The following is a 15,844-nucleotide window of genomic DNA, read 5'->3' as shown; positions in this document are numbered from 1 at the left end:
TTGTCCCATCAGACTACGCGAATCGCGTCACTAAGGCGACCTCGCGAAGCTCGAGATGGGGGATGATTTCATTAACGACGATTCTCTGGTAATGCTCTGATTGCTTGTGCGCTTCGGCGGCAGCGGCGTCGACGTAGTGCTCATGCAGCAGGAGTTCGCAAGGGTCTTGCTCTGATTGGTAGACAGCGTAAGAAACGTTGCCTGCCTCGGCTCTGGTTCGCTCCGCCAGCTCGGGCAGCAGCTTCAAGAGGCGCGGGGCCTCTGACTGCTTGATTCTCCACTTTACGATGACGATCTTTTCCATAGCCCAACCGACGCCGGTGAGAGTAGTTTCGCTCCGCCTCCTATCGTGCTGGTCCCGAGGGTGCTCAGAACTTGATCACAGCGCGCCCGACGATCTCGCCCTGTCGCAGCCGGTCGATGTGCTCGTTGATTTGATCGAACTCGATCGTCTGGATCGTGTGGCGGATCTTGCCTTGCGCGGCCAACGCCATGATCTCGCTGAGATCGAGGTTGTTGCCCCAGAACGAGCCGTGGAACGTTTGCTCGCGCGAGACGCGCGGAAACAGCGGAATGTCGATGCGGTCGCCGACGAGGCCAACGTCGACGTAGTGGCCGCTAATTGATAGGAGGCTGAACGCCAGCTGCATCATTTGCGGCGCGCCGGCGCAGTCGATGATTGCGTCGAGCTCACCCTGCCCTGTCGCCTGCTTGAGCTCGCGCACCACATCGGCCTGCGACTTGTCCATGACGTTGATGACGTGGTCCGCGCCATATTCGGTCGCGACGGCTAGCTTCTCGGCATTGCGCGCGAAGGCGACGACGGTGGCGCCTCCGCCAAGAAGTTTTGCATACTGCACGGCATATCCGCCGAGTCCGCCGATGCCGAAGATTCCGAGGACGCGGTCCGCAGCGAGAGCGCCGGCGTCGCGGAGCTTCTTCAGCCCGCGATAGGGAGTGACGCCGGCGTCGGTGAGCGGAGCGAGCTCTTCGAACTTCAGCCGCTGATCGACTTTGATGACGTAACGAGCGGGAACGGGAATGAATTCGGCGAAACCGCCATACAAGCCAAACCCCGGCCAGCGGACGTTCGGACAAATGTGCGTGTTCCCGACCAGGCAATGGCGACAGGTGCCGTCGCCCCAGCCCGGCGCCACGACGACGTGATCGCCCTCCTGAATCGTCGACGACTTAGAAACGAGCTCGCCGAGTTGGCGCACGACGCCGGTGATCTCGTGGCCTGGAGTAATCGGCATCGGAATATCGCCGTAACTTCGGAAGTACCCGTCGACGAGTTGCACGTCGGAGCGGCACATACCGCAGGCCCGGACTTGAACCATCACCTCGTCGGGCTGGACTTCAGGAACGGGAACGTCGTCCAAGACGAGAGGTTTGCTGTATTCGAGGATTCGCGCCGCTTTCATCGTTATCTCCTTCGATGACTCGACAGCAGGAAGTGGCGTTCGTCAGCACGTTCTGCGGGGCGGCGTGTTGCGCAGGCCGCAGCAAACAGGCGACCTACTTGCGTAAGGCGGGAGAGTCGGCAGGGTTAGCGCGGGCGTTGCGTCACGTGCAAGAAACAGCGAACGCAACTGAGTCGCGCCCGAAGCGGCCGACTCAGAACTCGTTGCGGATTAGAACCGAGTCGCACTCGAAAAGCAAATAAATGATTTGGCGCAGCGGCCGCCAGGGAGTGCTTGAAGCGACGTCGCTCGACGCGCGTTGAGCTTGAGCGAGTTCCGCGCTAACTGGCGGTGAGGGCAAAGTCGTGAACGGCAGCGGGCTCGACGCCGATCTCGATGGTCGTCGTCGATTTCTCGTTGTACTTCGCCGGGATGAATTGCTCGTACGAGACGCCCGAGGAGCGGCCGGAGGTGTCGGCCGCGGGTTGCACCGCCTTGCCAGTTGGGCGATTCGCGGTGATGCGGACGAGGTACTTGCCGGGCGTGGGGCCTTGCTGGGCGGGCATTTGGTAGGCCCCGTCGACGATTTGGGCGATGCCGAGGCGGCCGGTTCCCTGCGGTTCGAAGACAATTTCGCCCGATTTGAGCGGTTGGCCGTCGAAGGTGACCTTGCCGGAAATCGACGCGCGGCCGGAGTTGGCGGAGTTGCAGCCGGTGCTTGCCGCCAGCGCGAGTAGCGTGCAGAGCGTCGACGCAAGGCACAGGTTAAGAGCGAGATTGTGCGCGTTGCGAATCATGCGAATGATGCCTAGTGGTTTTCGCGTTTTCAGCCAGTGCTGTGCAGCTTGTTCAATTGCAGACTTGGCCGATCTGAAAGCTCTGGCCCCCTCCCCCTTGAGGGGAGGGCTGGGGAGGGGGTGGACCGCTGGTACACGATGCTTTCACCCCTCCCTAACCCTCCCCCTCAAGGGGAGGGGACCTCATGGTTTCATCTACTTCGCCCGGGACTAGGAGCGGCGTGCGATGCGTGAACTGGGGTTAGAGTTCGCTCGCGACTTCGCCGCCGGCGCGAGTCGAGATGCGCTTCCAGACGGCGAGATCGACGGCGTCGCTGACGAAGACCGTGCGGCCGTCGCAGAACGAAACATTCACGCCGCCAGCGTGCTGGCTGCGCGAGGTTTGAGACGTGTAACGCGGAAAGACAATTCCCCGCTCGTTGTTGCAGGGAGCGCTTGGATTGACGGCTCCGGCCTTGTCGTTTTCGCTGCAGAATTCCATCTCATCTTGCGACGCCGTGTTAGGCGGGTAGCGATGATCGTAGAGGCCGCTGCCGAGGTACATGAGTCCGCGGCCGTCGTTGCCGGGGTACTGCCGAACCTCGCCAAGCATCACGGTGTTGCTCGTGCCGTCGGTGATCGCCTTCAACGGCAAGCCTTTGTTCTCGGTCGTGAAAACTTTCTCGAAGGGTCCGCGGAGATCGCCGCTCTGGGCTGCGTCGGCGGCGTTGTCGATGACGAGCTGCGCTTGGCGTTTCTCGTACTCCGCTTGCGTATCGACCTGCTTCCAAGGCGAGCCCCAACCGACATTGGCCAAATAGCTGCCGTGAGCGAAGGCCCGCGGAGTGCCAGTGTGGATGTTTCGTTGCTGATCCGACGGGCAGAGGTGCAGATCGAGTTGAGTCCACAGCCAGGGAACGGCGGGCGATTGGGTGTCTCCGTAGCCGACCTTCGCCCAAGCCTCCCACGACGCGATTTTGAAATCGATGTTGCTGAACAGCGCCCCTTGTTCAAGGTAAGGCAAAACATAGGCGGCCCAGGTGTGGTGCACATCGGCGTTAGGCGTCGTCGTGAACCCGGCCGGCAGCCGCTTCATGGCGCCTTCGTGCGTGAGGCATCCCAGCGAAAACTGCCGCAGGTTGTTCGCGCACTGACTGCGACGCGCCGCTTCCCGAGCGGCCTGCACCGCCGGGAGCAATAGCGCCACCAGGACGCCGATGATGGCGATCACTACCAGCAATTCGACCAACGTAAATCCGCCGTGAGTACGGCGAAACGGCTGTCGCAATGACATATCAACCTCACGCCCTTAGCTAGCAGACCACGCCGTTTCGTGTGAGCGAATCGAACCGAACAAGAATGAAACGCGGCGTGGAGCGATGTCGCTAGAGAAGAAGAAAAGTCGTAATCCCAAGCTTTATCGTAGATGACTGTGACAAATCGAGGAATGTGTTATTGCGTTGGTCACATCTGCATTTTTCACATGCGAGGGTGTGCAGGCAAGGCGCAGGCCTTCGCGAGCCGGCCGCCTGACGTTCGCGATCGGCGCGGCAGTGGCCGCAACAGGCCGGATTTCCCAACTTCAGGTTGACACCTCGTACACTTGTACGATATTCTTCTTTTACGTTTGTACAACATCTTGCGAGGCGACTCTTATGCTACCGGCTCTCAGTCCAGCGGAAACGGAAATCGTCCGACTTGTCTGGCAGCTTGAATCGGCGACGGTTCAAGAGATTTGCGACGCGCTGCCAAAGGACCGCGACATCGCCTACGCCACCGTGCAAACGCTGCTGCGGCGGCTGGAGAGAAAGGGATATGTGCGCCACAAAGCGAGCGGGAAGGCGCACGTGTTCACCGCGGCGGTGAAGCGCGAAAAGGTGATTAAGCAGACGGTGCTTGAGTTCGTCGAGCGATTGTTCGGCGGCGACCCTGTTCCGTTGTTGCTGCACTTGGCCGACAGTAGCGACCTAAATCCGGAAGACGTCAAACGACTAAAGAAATCCATTCAAGACAAAGCCGAATAGCGGCACGGAGACGCGATGGTAGCCATTCTCAATCGGCTTGCTGATGCAATTGTGCAGCAAAGCCTGCTGGTGTGCGTCGTTTTTCTGCTAGCGGCCGGCACAAGCTGGATACTCCGCTCCGCCAGCGCTCATTGGCGGTATTTGTTGTGGTTGCTGGTGCTTGCGAAATGCCTCACGCCGCCGATGGTGAATTTGTCGCTACCCGTTTTGTTGCCGAGCACGCCGCTCACTGAGGCGCCGCTCGCTGATGTTCCTATCGAGCCGACGGTCGTCTCTCAAGCCCAAGGTGTAGCCGACGAGTCGGCGGCTGCGGCGACGGAAATTCAAGACGATGCGATGACGCGCGTGGCAATCAAGGCGCGGCCGGCTCACGATGCAACGCGAGGCCTGCCAATTCGCGCTGTGCTGGCAGCAGCGTGGTTACTGGGATGCGCAGCGTTCGGCATGCTGGTCGCCGCTCGCATCTGGCGGACGCACCAGGAACTTAAATGCTCGCGCTCGGCGGCGGATGGTGCGACTCTGGAGTTGGTAGCGGAGCTCTCGCGAACACTCGGCATGCGAACACCGCCGGAAGTCTTCACGTCCGCCGCCGCAGGGCAGCCATTTGTGTGGGGTTGGCTGACTGGCAGCATCTACTTGCCGACGGACTTCCAGCAGTTGGGCGATGCGCCGCAACGCCGGACGGTGCTGATGCATGAGTTGGCGCATGTCGCCCGTTGGGATGCGGCGATGAATCACGCTCAACTGTTCGTGCAGGCGATCTTCTTTTTTCATCCGCTCGTGTGGCGGGCGAATCGCGAGATCCGCAAGGAGCGCGAAAAGTGCTGCGACGAAATCGTGCTGAGCAGTTCGCTGGCCAGTCCGCGGCAATACTGCGAGGCGATCGTCGAAATGATGGCCCACGCGGTGCACGGCCGGCAGGCTGCGCCGGCGCTTGCCGTGGCAGGAGAGGTCGAGGCCGTGGAGGAGCGGATCGCGGCGATGATGACTCCGCACCGGCGCTTCGCTCGCCGCGCGTCCTGGGCGGCGCGCTGGGCAGTGCTGGCGGCGGCGTGCGTTGTCTTGCCGACGGCGCTCGTGGTCACAAGTCGCGCCGAAAGCCCGACGGAAGCAGCGGCAGATGCGACCGCGGCAGTCGCAGCCGGCGAGGGCAGCTGGAAGAAAGGGCAAGAGCTAGAAGTGCGGATCGTCGACGCCGAAACGCAGCAGCCGCTGCCGGGAGTGACCCTTGAATTGCAGAATCAGGGAGAAGGGATCGACTTCCAAGACGTGAGGGAGTTTGCGACAGACGCCAACGGGAGAGCCGTTCTGCAGTTGAGCGATCTACCGCCCACAGCAGTTCGCGTTTATCCGACGAAGGAGAGTTACGTCCCGCTGCGAGTTTATTGGGAAGGTGCGCCCTGGGCGAAGCTGCCCGCCGCGATCACGGTTCCGCTGACGCGCGCCACGCCCATCGGCGGAGTTGTGAAGAATGAAGCGGGCGAACCGATCTCGGGCGTGGCAGTCGAAATTCACTACTGGGCGACTGGCGAGGGCAAGGCGCCGCATATCCGCGCGAACATCAACGCGAAGACGACGACCGACGAGCAGGGACGCTGGCAGATCGACAAGATGCCGGCGGAGGTCGAACAGGATGAAGTTCGAATCTGGTTCACCCACCCCGACTACGTGAGCGACCATGTGAGGCGCGGCTACATTCCGACCCCGCTCTATCCGTCGTCTTCGTTTCAAAAGCTGTTCGACCAGAAGGCCGTCACCGCCATGCGGCGAGGGGACGACGTACGCGGTCAAGTGGTTGATGAGACTGGAAAGCCAATCGCCGGGGCGTCCATTAACGTGGATGAGCGTTACTACTGGTGGAGCGACGAGCCGCCGCGTGCGACCACCGACGAGAACGGCGAGTTCCGCATCGTCGGAATTGAGTTCAAGCCGAACGAACGACTGGCGCTGCATGGCCAAAGCCCGCTTTACGTCGCCGTGCAAGCCGCGGGGTACGCCCCCGAGTTAATCGGCGTCGACAAAGGGGGCGTCATTCCTCCCGTTACGTTGCGGCGCGGGCAGACGCTGCGCGGACGTATTGTCGACACGCAGGGTCAGCCGGTGGAAGGGGTGGGCGTCATCGAGCGGCAGTGGCGCGGGCAGCGAAACCGACTCGGGTTGGGCATGAAGTCGAATGCTGACGGCCGTTTCGAGATCACAGATGCGCCAGCTGACGATATTCAATACGACTTTTCCAAAGAAGGGTACATGAGCGTCGAAAACCTCGCTCTCAAACCAGGTAGCGAAGAGACCATCGTCACGCTCAAAGCGCCGCTGAAGATCAAGGGCGCCGTGATCGATGCGGAGACGAGAGAGCCGATCGGTCAATTCACATTGCTCAAAGGGATCGACTACGGCGACGGCAGAGCGCCTGAGTGGCCGAATTTCATGACGACGCAAATGGCGGGCGGGCGGTTCGAAACCAGCATCGACCAAGAGGAATTCTCGTGGCAGCTGCGCGTCGAAGCCGAGGGATACATGCCAGCGGAATCGCGAGCTTTCCGGCCGTACAAACCCGATCAGGGCGAAATCGCTTGGGGCGTTGAACTTCACAAAGCTGAACCGTTTTCCGGCACGGTGCTCGGCTTGAAGGGCGAGCCGCTCGCGGCGGCAGACGTCTATCTTTCCACGACAAGAACGAACCTTGACGGCCGTAAGGCGGTGTATCACGAAGGGAATCGCGTCACGAAAACAGATACATCAGGACGATTTTCACTACCTCCAGAAGTCGAGCCGTTCTGCTTGGTGGCGATCCACCCAGACGGCATTGCGATGGTGACGGAAAAGGAGTTCGCCGAGTCGACCGAGTTGCGATTGGAGCCGTGGACGGCCGACAACGAACAGTTGCAAATCATCCGGCGGCCGTCGCCAGGGCAGCACGTGAACTTTCCCAAGCCGTAGCCGTGGAAGCTCCATCGCGATTTATTCGCCCGGACTCTAGCCGGAGGTAGGATCATACGGGGCGCCTACTGGAATGGTCGCCGGCCCCCGGGCGAAGCCCGGGACTAGAGCGCTGATCGGGTCGCCCGGGTTAGCGTCCTCAGCGGCTACCGGGGCTACCCTCTTGTGCACCACCTGTAAGCATGCCGATGCTGCGCGACGGCATGGCGCCCAATGCGACAACGCTACGTCAACCACACGGCCATCAGGCCGGCGCGGCTCTTCACGTTGTACTTGCGGAAGATGTCTTTCACGTGGGTGTGCGTCGTGTGGAAGCTCTGGCCCATTTCCGCGGCGATTTCTTTTTCCGTTTTGTCGGAGAGGAGCAGTTGCAGCACGTCGCGCTGCGTCGGGGTGAGCGGATCTTGCGCGACGAGCAGGCCGTGGCTGTAGAAGAGTTGACGCTGAAACCAGTTGAGGCCGCGGAGTGCAAAGCCGGCTAGTGCTGCATCGGCTTCCGTGAAGCGACTCGGGCCGGAGCGATTGAAGACGAAGTAGGCTTCAGTCTGCGGACTGATTGGCGCGGCGACCCACAGTTGGTCGTCGACGCCAAAGGCCACGAAGTGGGACTTGAAGTAGTCGGTCTCGCGGAACGCCTCTAAATCGACGAAGCCGTCGTGCAAGCGGTGGACGCGAAAGCGGCCGCTGCCGCGGACGGCGGCGACGGTGGCCATGCCTAGATCAGGCGGCCGCGTGGCGACGGCCCGCTGGGCGGCCTGCACTTCTTCCTCGCTGGGCGGGTGGAGGAACGTGACGACTTTCACACGCCAGCCGTGGAGTAGGTCCTCCTCGGCAGCGGCGCCGTCGAGCAAGCGGACCGTGCCGACCCAGAAGCCGGTGTTGGCGCCGATCCAGCCGGCGATCGTTTCGGCGAGGTGACGCCAAGCGCGATCGATCTCCGCGGAAGGAAACGCAGCGAGTTCATCCCAGAGTTTGTAGACGCGGTCGTGGTCGGCGGCGGTGAGTTCGTGCTGCGGCAAGGCGTTCAATCTCGGCGGAGCTAGTTGGAAGCAACGTCTGCTGCAAAAACGCCTTGCACGGATGCTTCATCGTACAAACGATTATTTCCGCAAACCCTTCGCTATCAGTTGTTTGCGGTCGCTGAATCCTACCCTAAACAGGCGATACCGTCTGCGGAAGCCTCGAACTACCATCCAAGGTTCCGTGCTCCGCTCATCGCGGCCGCCGAGTTGTTCTCGCCTCAATCGGCCATCGAGAAATAGCCCAAAGGAATGCATCAATGAGTCGTCGCTCCCGCGGCCAGTGGTTTTCGGCGGTTTCTTTTCTGGGGCAAGGCAACACAAAGCGGAATCGCACGGTGCGGCCGGAGACGCGGCCGTTGCGAATGGAAACGCTCGAAGACCGGCGAGTGCTGGCGGCGGTCGTCGTCGGCGTGGGGAACAACGTCGTCAACGGCGATACTTCGTCGATTGCCGCGCTGATCGCCAGCCCCGGCGCGGACGGCATTTCGCTGCATGAGGCGATCCTCGCCGCGAACGCCACCTCGGGCGCCAACTCGATTAGTTTCGCCCCCGGCGTTGCTGGCACCACGATCAGCATCGCCGGCGGGTTGCCCACGCTTACCGGCAACCTCGCGCTGCAGGGGCCGATCACCCTCGAAGGCAACCTGTTTACCCGAGGCCTGGCAATCGATGCCGGCGCCAATGTGAGCATCACCGGCTTCACGATGCGAAGCTGCTACGCGAACGTCAACGGCGGCGGCGTCTACAACGCCGGCAATCTGACGCTCACGAGTTGCACGTTCCGGGCGAACAATGCGGGCGACTCGGGAGGCGCGATTTATAACGCCGCCGGCGCCACGCTCACCGCGACCTTCCTGACGGCTCAAGACAATTTCGCCGGCATGTTTGGCGCCGGCATCTTCAACGCCGGCACGCTCAATGTCAGCAGCAGCCATCGCGGCTACGATCCGACGTTCCTCTACTCAACGGGACCGACTGCCAACGGCTTCATCGCGAATGTCAGTGAAGGCTACGGCGGCGCGATTTTTAACGCCGGCAGCGGCAACGCCACCTTCACTGACGTGTCGATGTTGTTCAACTCGGCCTCAGCCAACGGCGGCGGCATCTTCAATGAAGGCGTGATGACGGTGAACGGCATCGTCGGCCCCACAGAACTGCCGGTGGCGCCTGGTTACAACTTTCCTCAGAAGTTCGCGTTCGACGTGCTAGCCTACAACAACGCCATGGAGGGCGCCGGCGCCTACAACACCGGCACGCTCACGATGATCGGCTGCAGCATCAAGAACAACAGCAGCCTGCCGCCTGGCGTCGGCGGCGGCGTCACGAACGCGGGCAGTCTCACGCTGATCGACTGCACGGTGACTGGCAGCACGCCTGACAGCATTGTGAACTACAACGTGCTGTCGGTCGTCAACAGCACGTTCTCTGCGAACAGCGGCCAAGCCATTTCCAACGGCGGCACGGCCACGATCACAAGCAGCACCATTGCCGGCAACGGCATCGGCATCAACAACGGCGGAACGCTAGCACTAAACAATTCTGTACTGGCTAGCAACAGTTCGGGCAACATTGTCGGCGGCGGCGGGCTCAGCGGCAGCAACAACTTTGTCAGCGACGGCAGCGGCGCGGGCCTCACGGGCACGCTCACCGGGGATGCGATGTTGGGACCGTTGACGATCGCCAACGGCGGGGCGACGGCCACGATGCGGCCGCTCGTTGGCAGCCCGTTGCTCAACGTCGGCAACAATAGCCTGGTTCCCGGCGGCGTCACGACCGATCAGCGCGGGGCGAAGCGAATTAAGAACGGCACGGTGGATATCGGCGCCGTCGAGGTCGGAGCAGAGACAATTGAAGTCACGACTGTCATCGATGAGGATAACGGCACGATCAGTGCCGCGCAAGGCACGGGGACGTCGCTGCGCGAAGCCATCGGCTACGCGAGCGGTTACCTGCCCATCGACGGCGCGACGATCACCTTCGCGGCCAACGTGGTCGGCGCCATCGAACTTGGCGTTAAGCAACTGCCTGATATCACGGGCAACCTCATCATCGTTGGCCCAGGGGCCAACGCACTAGCAATCGACGGGCACAACGTGGGGCCGACGCCGAACGGCTACGGCGGCATCGTTTCGATCTATTCGGAGATGGCCGACGGCGATTACAGCGGCGTTGCTATTTCCGGCCTGACTTTCCGCAACGGCTTCGCTGCCGAAAGTGGCGGCGCGATAGCCGGGAGCCGCAAGCTCACGCTCACCAGTTGTAACTTCGTCGGCAACAGCGCCGGGTATCGGGGTGGCGCCATTGTCGGGGGGATCGGAATCATGACGTTGGTCGATTGCCTATTCCTGGGCAATTCGACGCGTACCGGTACCAGCTATGTCGAGGGGGGCGGCGCCATCGAGTATGGCGGCGTGTTGAACGTCACCCATAGCACCTTCTCCGGGAACACGACGGGCGCCTACGGGGGAGCCATCCGCAGTCTAGGGACTGCAACCATCACGGACAGCAGCTTCACAGGCAATTCAGCCTTCGGCGGCGGAGCGATTTACAACTACAAATACGGCCTTGAGAACAAACCCGGGTGGGGAGTGGCGTTGATTATTAACAGCACGTTGTCAGGAAACTCAGCGAGCTACGGCGGCGCGCTAGCCAGCGAATTCCAGGCAGGCTGGGGCGTGTACAGCACGGCGACGGTCGTTAACAGCACGGTCGACGGAAACCTGGCGGCGGTGCGAGGCGGCGCGATCTACAATGCGGGCGACCTGACCATTACCAGCAGCACCCTGTTCGGAAACTCGGCCGACGCCGGCGCCGGCGGCATCGACAACGGCACCCCGTTCAACACTGGTGGAACCAACGGCCGGGGCACGGTCACCCTCAATAACAGCATCATCGACAGCGCCGCTGGCGCCGATGTCGCGATAGGCGCCGATTTTATCGGCGCCTTCGCCGGCAGTTACAACCTCATCAGCGATGGCGCCGGCGGATTGGCGAACACGATCACGGGCGATGCGCTGCTCGGCCCGCTGAAAAACAACGGCGGCCTCACGCGGACAAGAGCGCCGCTCGCCGGCAGCGCGGCCATCAACGGGGGAAATCCAGCGAGCATTCCTGGCGCTGCTGGCTTGCCGCTGGTGGATCAACGCGGGGCGGGCTACGCACGACTGCTGGGGAGCCGCATTGATCTGGGCGCCGTCGAAGTCGCGTCGGGCGATTTTAATTACGACGGTCGCGTCGATGGGGCCGACTTCCTCGCTTGGCAGCGGCAGTTCGGTTCCGCCGCGGCGCCGAGCGGCAGCGGAGCCGACGGGAATGGGAGCGGGAGCGTTGATGGCGCTGATTTGAATGTGTGGCGCGGGCAGTTTGGACAGCCGAGCGGCGGGAGCGCGGTTGTTGCTGCGACGCCGGCCAGCGTGATGCAAGTGACCGTTGCTGCGCCTGCGCCAGCCGCGATCAGCGGCGACGAGCGTGACCAGTTCGAGGACGGCCTCGCTGAGGAGCAGCCAGCAGCGGCCGTGTTCGCGCCGCTCGCTGGGTTGGCGACAAGCAGCGGCGTGACTAGACGCGATGCGGCTTTTGCCGCGCTCACGAAGCAGGCCGATGCGATTGAGGCAAGCGCCGGCTTTGTGAATCGGCGGCTGCGTTACGAAGAACGGGGCGCGAGCGACTCGCCCGCCGAATTGGAGAGTTGCTTCGCGGCGCTCGACGAAGAGGAAGCGGCGGGTGCAACGGTCGATGAGTTCGCTGGGGCGATGGTTGGCGCGTGGTGATAGTTCGTGCGGGGTGGTGAATCTTGAGGGAAGCCTCTTGCGGCTGCGCCGCCCAGGTAGGCGAGTACGCCAACCTGGGCTACCCGTTTCAAATTATTCTCTCAACCTCAGTAGAAGTCGTTCCGCTTGCTGTGAAACTTCCGTTGAGATTTTGTCCGCCGCCCATTCCTCGAGAGCGGGGCGCAGCGCGGCGGGTATTGAGTGCGACTGTCCGAGCAATTGCATGATCGCGAGCCGCGCGGGCGCGTCGGCGTTTGACGCCCGCTCGGCGAGCAGCGCCGCGACGTCGTCGGTGGCTGCCCGGCTGAACACGCGAAGCACGTCACGTCGTCGATCGTCGCGTGACTTCTCCCACTGGCGTTTGGCCTTCGCATCGTCGGGAGCGACGCCCGGCTCAGCCAACTTAACTAGCAGGTCGAACGCGAGCGGCAGGCCGCGGGCGTCGCCTAGCGCCGCGAGGGCGGTTGCCAGTTCCAATTGGATGCTTGCTTGCCGCTCGCCGGCCGGGACGCCGCGGTCGAATGCCTGCTGCAGTGCGGCGAGCGATGCGGGCGACTGCTGATTCCACAGGTACCCGATCGCCGGATCCCACGCGTTGAGATCGTCGCTCGTCTGCAGCAAGCTGCCGACGGCGGCGACGTAAAAATCGTCCTTCGAGTCGGCCACGGCATTCACGGCCGAGGAATTTCCTGCACGCACGAGCGATTCGAGACAGTGTCGCGCGGCAGGGCCGTAGTTCAAGATCGCCGTGAGTAACTCCGCTTCGGCCGGCGGATTGTCGCCATCGTGTTGTTCGGCCCGTTGCAAGGCGGCCTCGAGAATCGGCAGATACCGTTCGTCTTGCACTCTGCCGAGCAGCTGGGCAAGCTGTTCCGCTTCGTAGCCCGCGCGATTGAGATGACTGCCGCCTCCTTCGTTACGGATCTTTTCGCTGCCGTCCACGAGTGCGAGCAATCGTTTACCCGCGAGCGGGATCGACTGCGCACTGCGGCAGGAGGCGAGGGCGAGCAGCGCGTCGCGGCGCAGCTCGTAATTCGCACGGTACGATTCATCGGGATCTTTCGCCGGCTCGCGCGAGAGAATCGCTTCGACGGCTGGCAGCTGCGCGTCGTCTCGCAACATGAGCAGTGCGACGGCGGCCGCGTCCCGCACGGCTTCATTGTCATGCTGCCGAAGAGGCCGGATCGCCTCGACCGCGCGGGGATCGTCCGCATAGCCAAGAAAACGAATCGCCGCGGCAAGCGTTTTCGGTTCGCGAGAGGCGGCGACAATTCGCAGCAGATTGGCGACGTGCGGGGCGAGCAGCTTCACAGGGGGCTCATGGCGAGAGTCTTTCTCGCGCCAGTCGTGGTCCCGGCCAAAGAGGCCGTGCGAAAGGCTTTCACTCAGTTCTCGCTGAAGCGCTTCGAGGCCCGCCGGCCAGCAGCCCTCGTCCGCAGCGCCCAGTAACTCGTCAACGCCGAAGGGGCCATCGAAGTCCATCAGCGCGGCCCACATGGAGCCCATCGGCATGCTGGTGGTCTGCCCGCGTGAGACGCCGACGGCCATGGCGGCGACGTCGGCGCGGTTGACCGACGCGGGAAAAGCCAGCGTCCACTCGCCTGCGTAGAGATCGCTCTTCACGGTGATTGAATCAGACTTCGATGCGGCGGCGAGCAGCTTGCCTGCTTGATCGAACATCGCCAGCGAGGCGTCGACTTCAAACTGCTGCATGCCATCGCGTGAGACGACGCCGAGCGTCGCGACGAGGTCGCCATCGGCGTCCCGCTGCAGCATGGCGTCGACGACTCGCGTCTTGCCTGAAGGGTCGGCGACGCCGCGGATCGGCGTCGGCTTGTCTGCGACGAGGGCGAACGTGTGAAGCGAGCGAGGCTCTGCGTCGGGCAGCGTGGCGACGTTGCCGAGGCCGGCGATCGCGTAGCGCGCCACATTTCGCAGCGCGTAGGAACCGCCAAAACTGATTTCCGCCGTTTGCTCTGCTTCCGTGCCGGTGAACTCTACGGAACCGGCTTGCAGCAATCGATCTTGCTTGTCGAGCAGCAGCACGGTGACGCGATCCCCAGGCGACTCGGCGTCGGCGCGCCTCGTCGCGCGGAGCACCAGCTGCTGTTTGCCATTGAGGGTGAAGAGAACCTCGGCCGCGCCGATCGTTCGCGGTTGGCCGAGCTTAAAGGGGAGCGTGTCGACAGTCTGCGTTGCGTGCGGTTCCGCAGCGGAAGCCGCGGAATCGACAGCAAAGACTTCCTGAAAGGCCGCCACTTGGCGTAGGGCCGCGTCGGCTGCCGGCGAAGGCTCGTCGATGCGCACGTCGCTCACGACGCCGCGGCTCTTTTCATCTGCCTTGAACCACGACTCGGCGGAGCGGATTAGCCACTGCTTGCCCCCGATGAGTTGGAACTCGTACTGGCAGGTGAAGTAGTCTTTGGATGAAATGTCGATCTGCAGCGGTGCGAGCCGATCGCCCTCCTCCGCCAACGGTTGATAGTTTTTGAAATCGATCTCGAATCGCCGTCCGTCGCGGCTCTCGATGAACGTTTCGTGCAGCGGGACGAGCCGCTCCTTATCGATGAAGATCGTCTCGGACTCGGCGTAGAGGTGGTGGATGTAGGACCATGAGGTGAAGCCGAGCATGACGCCGCAACCGAGGGGGTGGCTGCGACCGGGCGGGGTGATCGTCGCGACAAAGCAGGGAACGCCTTGCCATTCACCTTCCTTGACCTCGACCATCGCATTGTCGAGCGTGCGGCCAAGTTCGAAGAGCGGCAAATCAAATTGGCAGCCGATGAGGGCATAGCGACGCAACTGCAGGGCGTCGTTCGGCTCCGGCGCGTCGGGCGACCGATCACGAACATTGGCGCGGAGGTCGTCGCGGCGGGCATTGGCAAATTCGTCGGCCGCGGTGACGATCTTGCGATCGCCGAGTTGCCCTTCCATCTTTCCTTGTCCGTCGCCAGTGACTTCGACCAACGTAAAACCGTCGCGGCGGACGACGCACGTCTCCGTCACCTCTTGCGGCTCGATGTGAAAGGAGTACTGCAGCGAATCGAACGCAGGTTTCGGCGCGAGCCACGCCGCGTTACGGTCGAGCATATCGCGAACGACGCGGCGGGCGGCGTCGAGCCGCTGCTGTTCGGCGCTCAGGGCAACGGTGACGGCTGAGTCGTTGACCTGAACGTCGCTGACGCGCGCCACAGGGCGGAGGCGACCGTCGTGCAGGGTCTCGGCGTGAGTGAGCAACCAGGCGGCGTCGCCTTGCCACGCGAAGTTCATGCGATACTCGTAACCGTTGCGACTGGCGACCACCTTCTGAGGAATCCAGGCGCCGGGCTGCACTTCTTGCCAATCGCTGAATGCGTAGTGCGAGAAGGCGTGTGTCTCTCGCCGCGGGAGAAGCGTTTCGGGATCGAGATCGATCTGGAACTCGTCGAATGCGTGGATGTAGTAGCCGTACCAAGAGCCCTCGATGCCGTTGCCGACTTCGATGCGGAACGGGTCTGCCTGCGCCTTCGGCCGGAGCGTGAGGCGGATGAAGGGCTGCGGATCATCTGCGTCGCCGGCGATGCGTTCGGCCGCCGCCGTGAACTTCTCCGGCGATTTGGCGAGCGCGTGAAGGCCGAGCGAGAGGGTGGCGCCTTGCCAAAAAGCGCGGCGGACCGGGTCGGCGGCCGCGGCGATTTCGACGACGCGTTTGTCGCCGTTCAAGTGGTATGTGTATTTGAGCGACTTGAGTTCCGGACCTGGCTGGCGGAGCCAGGGGCGGCAGCGCGCGATCACTTGGGAGACCAGCGCGTCGGCGTCGAGCGAGGGCGTCGACTCGTTAGCTTCGGCGTGCGAGCGCTGCGCCATCGAGAAGACGGTGCCGAGGGACGTGAGCAGCAATATGCGGACCAACAGGCGAGACATCGCACC

At 62.7% G+C, this 15,844-nt stretch carries 9 protein-coding genes; 3 read left to right on the top strand and 6 right to left on the bottom strand.

Annotated features, from left to right (window positions below; genetic code table 11):
- Positions 1–13 precede the first annotated feature (13 nt).
- The 4 genes from PLANPX_RS12135 to PLANPX_RS12120 form a co-directional block, all read right to left on the bottom strand.
- Entirely contained in the window at positions 14–304 is a 291-nt protein-coding gene (locus PLANPX_RS12135) for a putative quinol monooxygenase (protein ID WP_152098990.1), read from the bottom strand.
- Between the two features lie 64 nt (positions 305–368).
- A complete protein-coding gene (locus PLANPX_RS12130) occupies positions 369–1,424 on the bottom strand; it encodes an NAD(P)-dependent alcohol dehydrogenase (protein WP_152098989.1) in 1,056 nt (351 codons plus the stop codon).
- A gap of 320 nt (positions 1,425–1,744) precedes the next feature.
- Positions 1,745–2,200, bottom strand: a complete 456-nt coding sequence (locus PLANPX_RS12125) for a hypothetical protein (protein WP_152098988.1) — start codon at positions 2,198–2,200, stop codon at positions 1,745–1,747.
- Positions 2,201–2,441: 241 nt separating this feature from the next.
- Positions 2,442–3,473 (bottom strand): DUF1559 domain-containing protein, encoded by a 1,032-nt coding sequence (locus PLANPX_RS12120; protein ID WP_152101860.1) that lies wholly within the window; start codon positions 3,471–3,473, stop codon positions 2,442–2,444.
- Positions 3,474–3,834: 361 nt separating this feature from the next.
- On the opposite strand from PLANPX_RS12120, the gene PLANPX_RS12115 reads away from it, so the two are divergent.
- Complete coding sequence (locus tag PLANPX_RS12115) at positions 3,835–4,203, top strand: BlaI/MecI/CopY family transcriptional regulator (RefSeq protein ID WP_152098987.1); 369 nt, start codon at positions 3,835–3,837, stop codon at positions 4,201–4,203.
- Between the two features lie 15 nt (positions 4,204–4,218).
- Complete coding sequence (locus tag PLANPX_RS12110; RefSeq protein ID WP_152098986.1) at positions 4,219–7,143, top strand: carboxypeptidase regulatory-like domain-containing protein; 2,925 nt, start codon at positions 4,219–4,221, stop codon at positions 7,141–7,143.
- Positions 7,144–7,367: 224 nt separating this feature from the next.
- Here the strand turns inward: PLANPX_RS12110 and PLANPX_RS12105 are convergent, their stop codons facing one another.
- Entirely contained in the window at positions 7,368–8,162 is a 795-nt protein-coding gene (locus PLANPX_RS12105; RefSeq protein ID WP_152098985.1) for a helix-turn-helix transcriptional regulator, read from the bottom strand.
- Positions 8,163–8,422: 260 nt separating this feature from the next.
- Here PLANPX_RS12105 and PLANPX_RS12100 point away from each other — a divergent pair, with 260 nt between their 5' ends.
- A complete protein-coding gene (locus PLANPX_RS12100) occupies positions 8,423–11,935 on the top strand; it encodes a beta strand repeat-containing protein (protein ID WP_152098984.1) in 3,513 nt (1,170 codons plus the stop codon).
- Between the two features lie 93 nt (positions 11,936–12,028).
- On the opposite strand, the gene PLANPX_RS12095 is transcribed toward PLANPX_RS12100, so the two are convergent.
- Positions 12,029–15,838, bottom strand: a complete 3,810-nt coding sequence (locus tag PLANPX_RS12095) for a HEAT repeat domain-containing protein (protein WP_152098983.1) — start codon at positions 15,836–15,838, stop codon at positions 12,029–12,031.
- Between the last annotated feature and the right edge of the window lie 6 nt (positions 15,839–15,844).

It is taken from the genome of Lacipirellula parvula (assembly GCF_009177095.1).
GTDB lineage: Bacteria > Planctomycetota > Planctomycetia > Pirellulales > Lacipirellulaceae > Lacipirellula > Lacipirellula parvula.
Note: the sequence above shows the minus strand (reverse complement) of the source record. Positions and strands in the feature narration are given on the sequence as shown.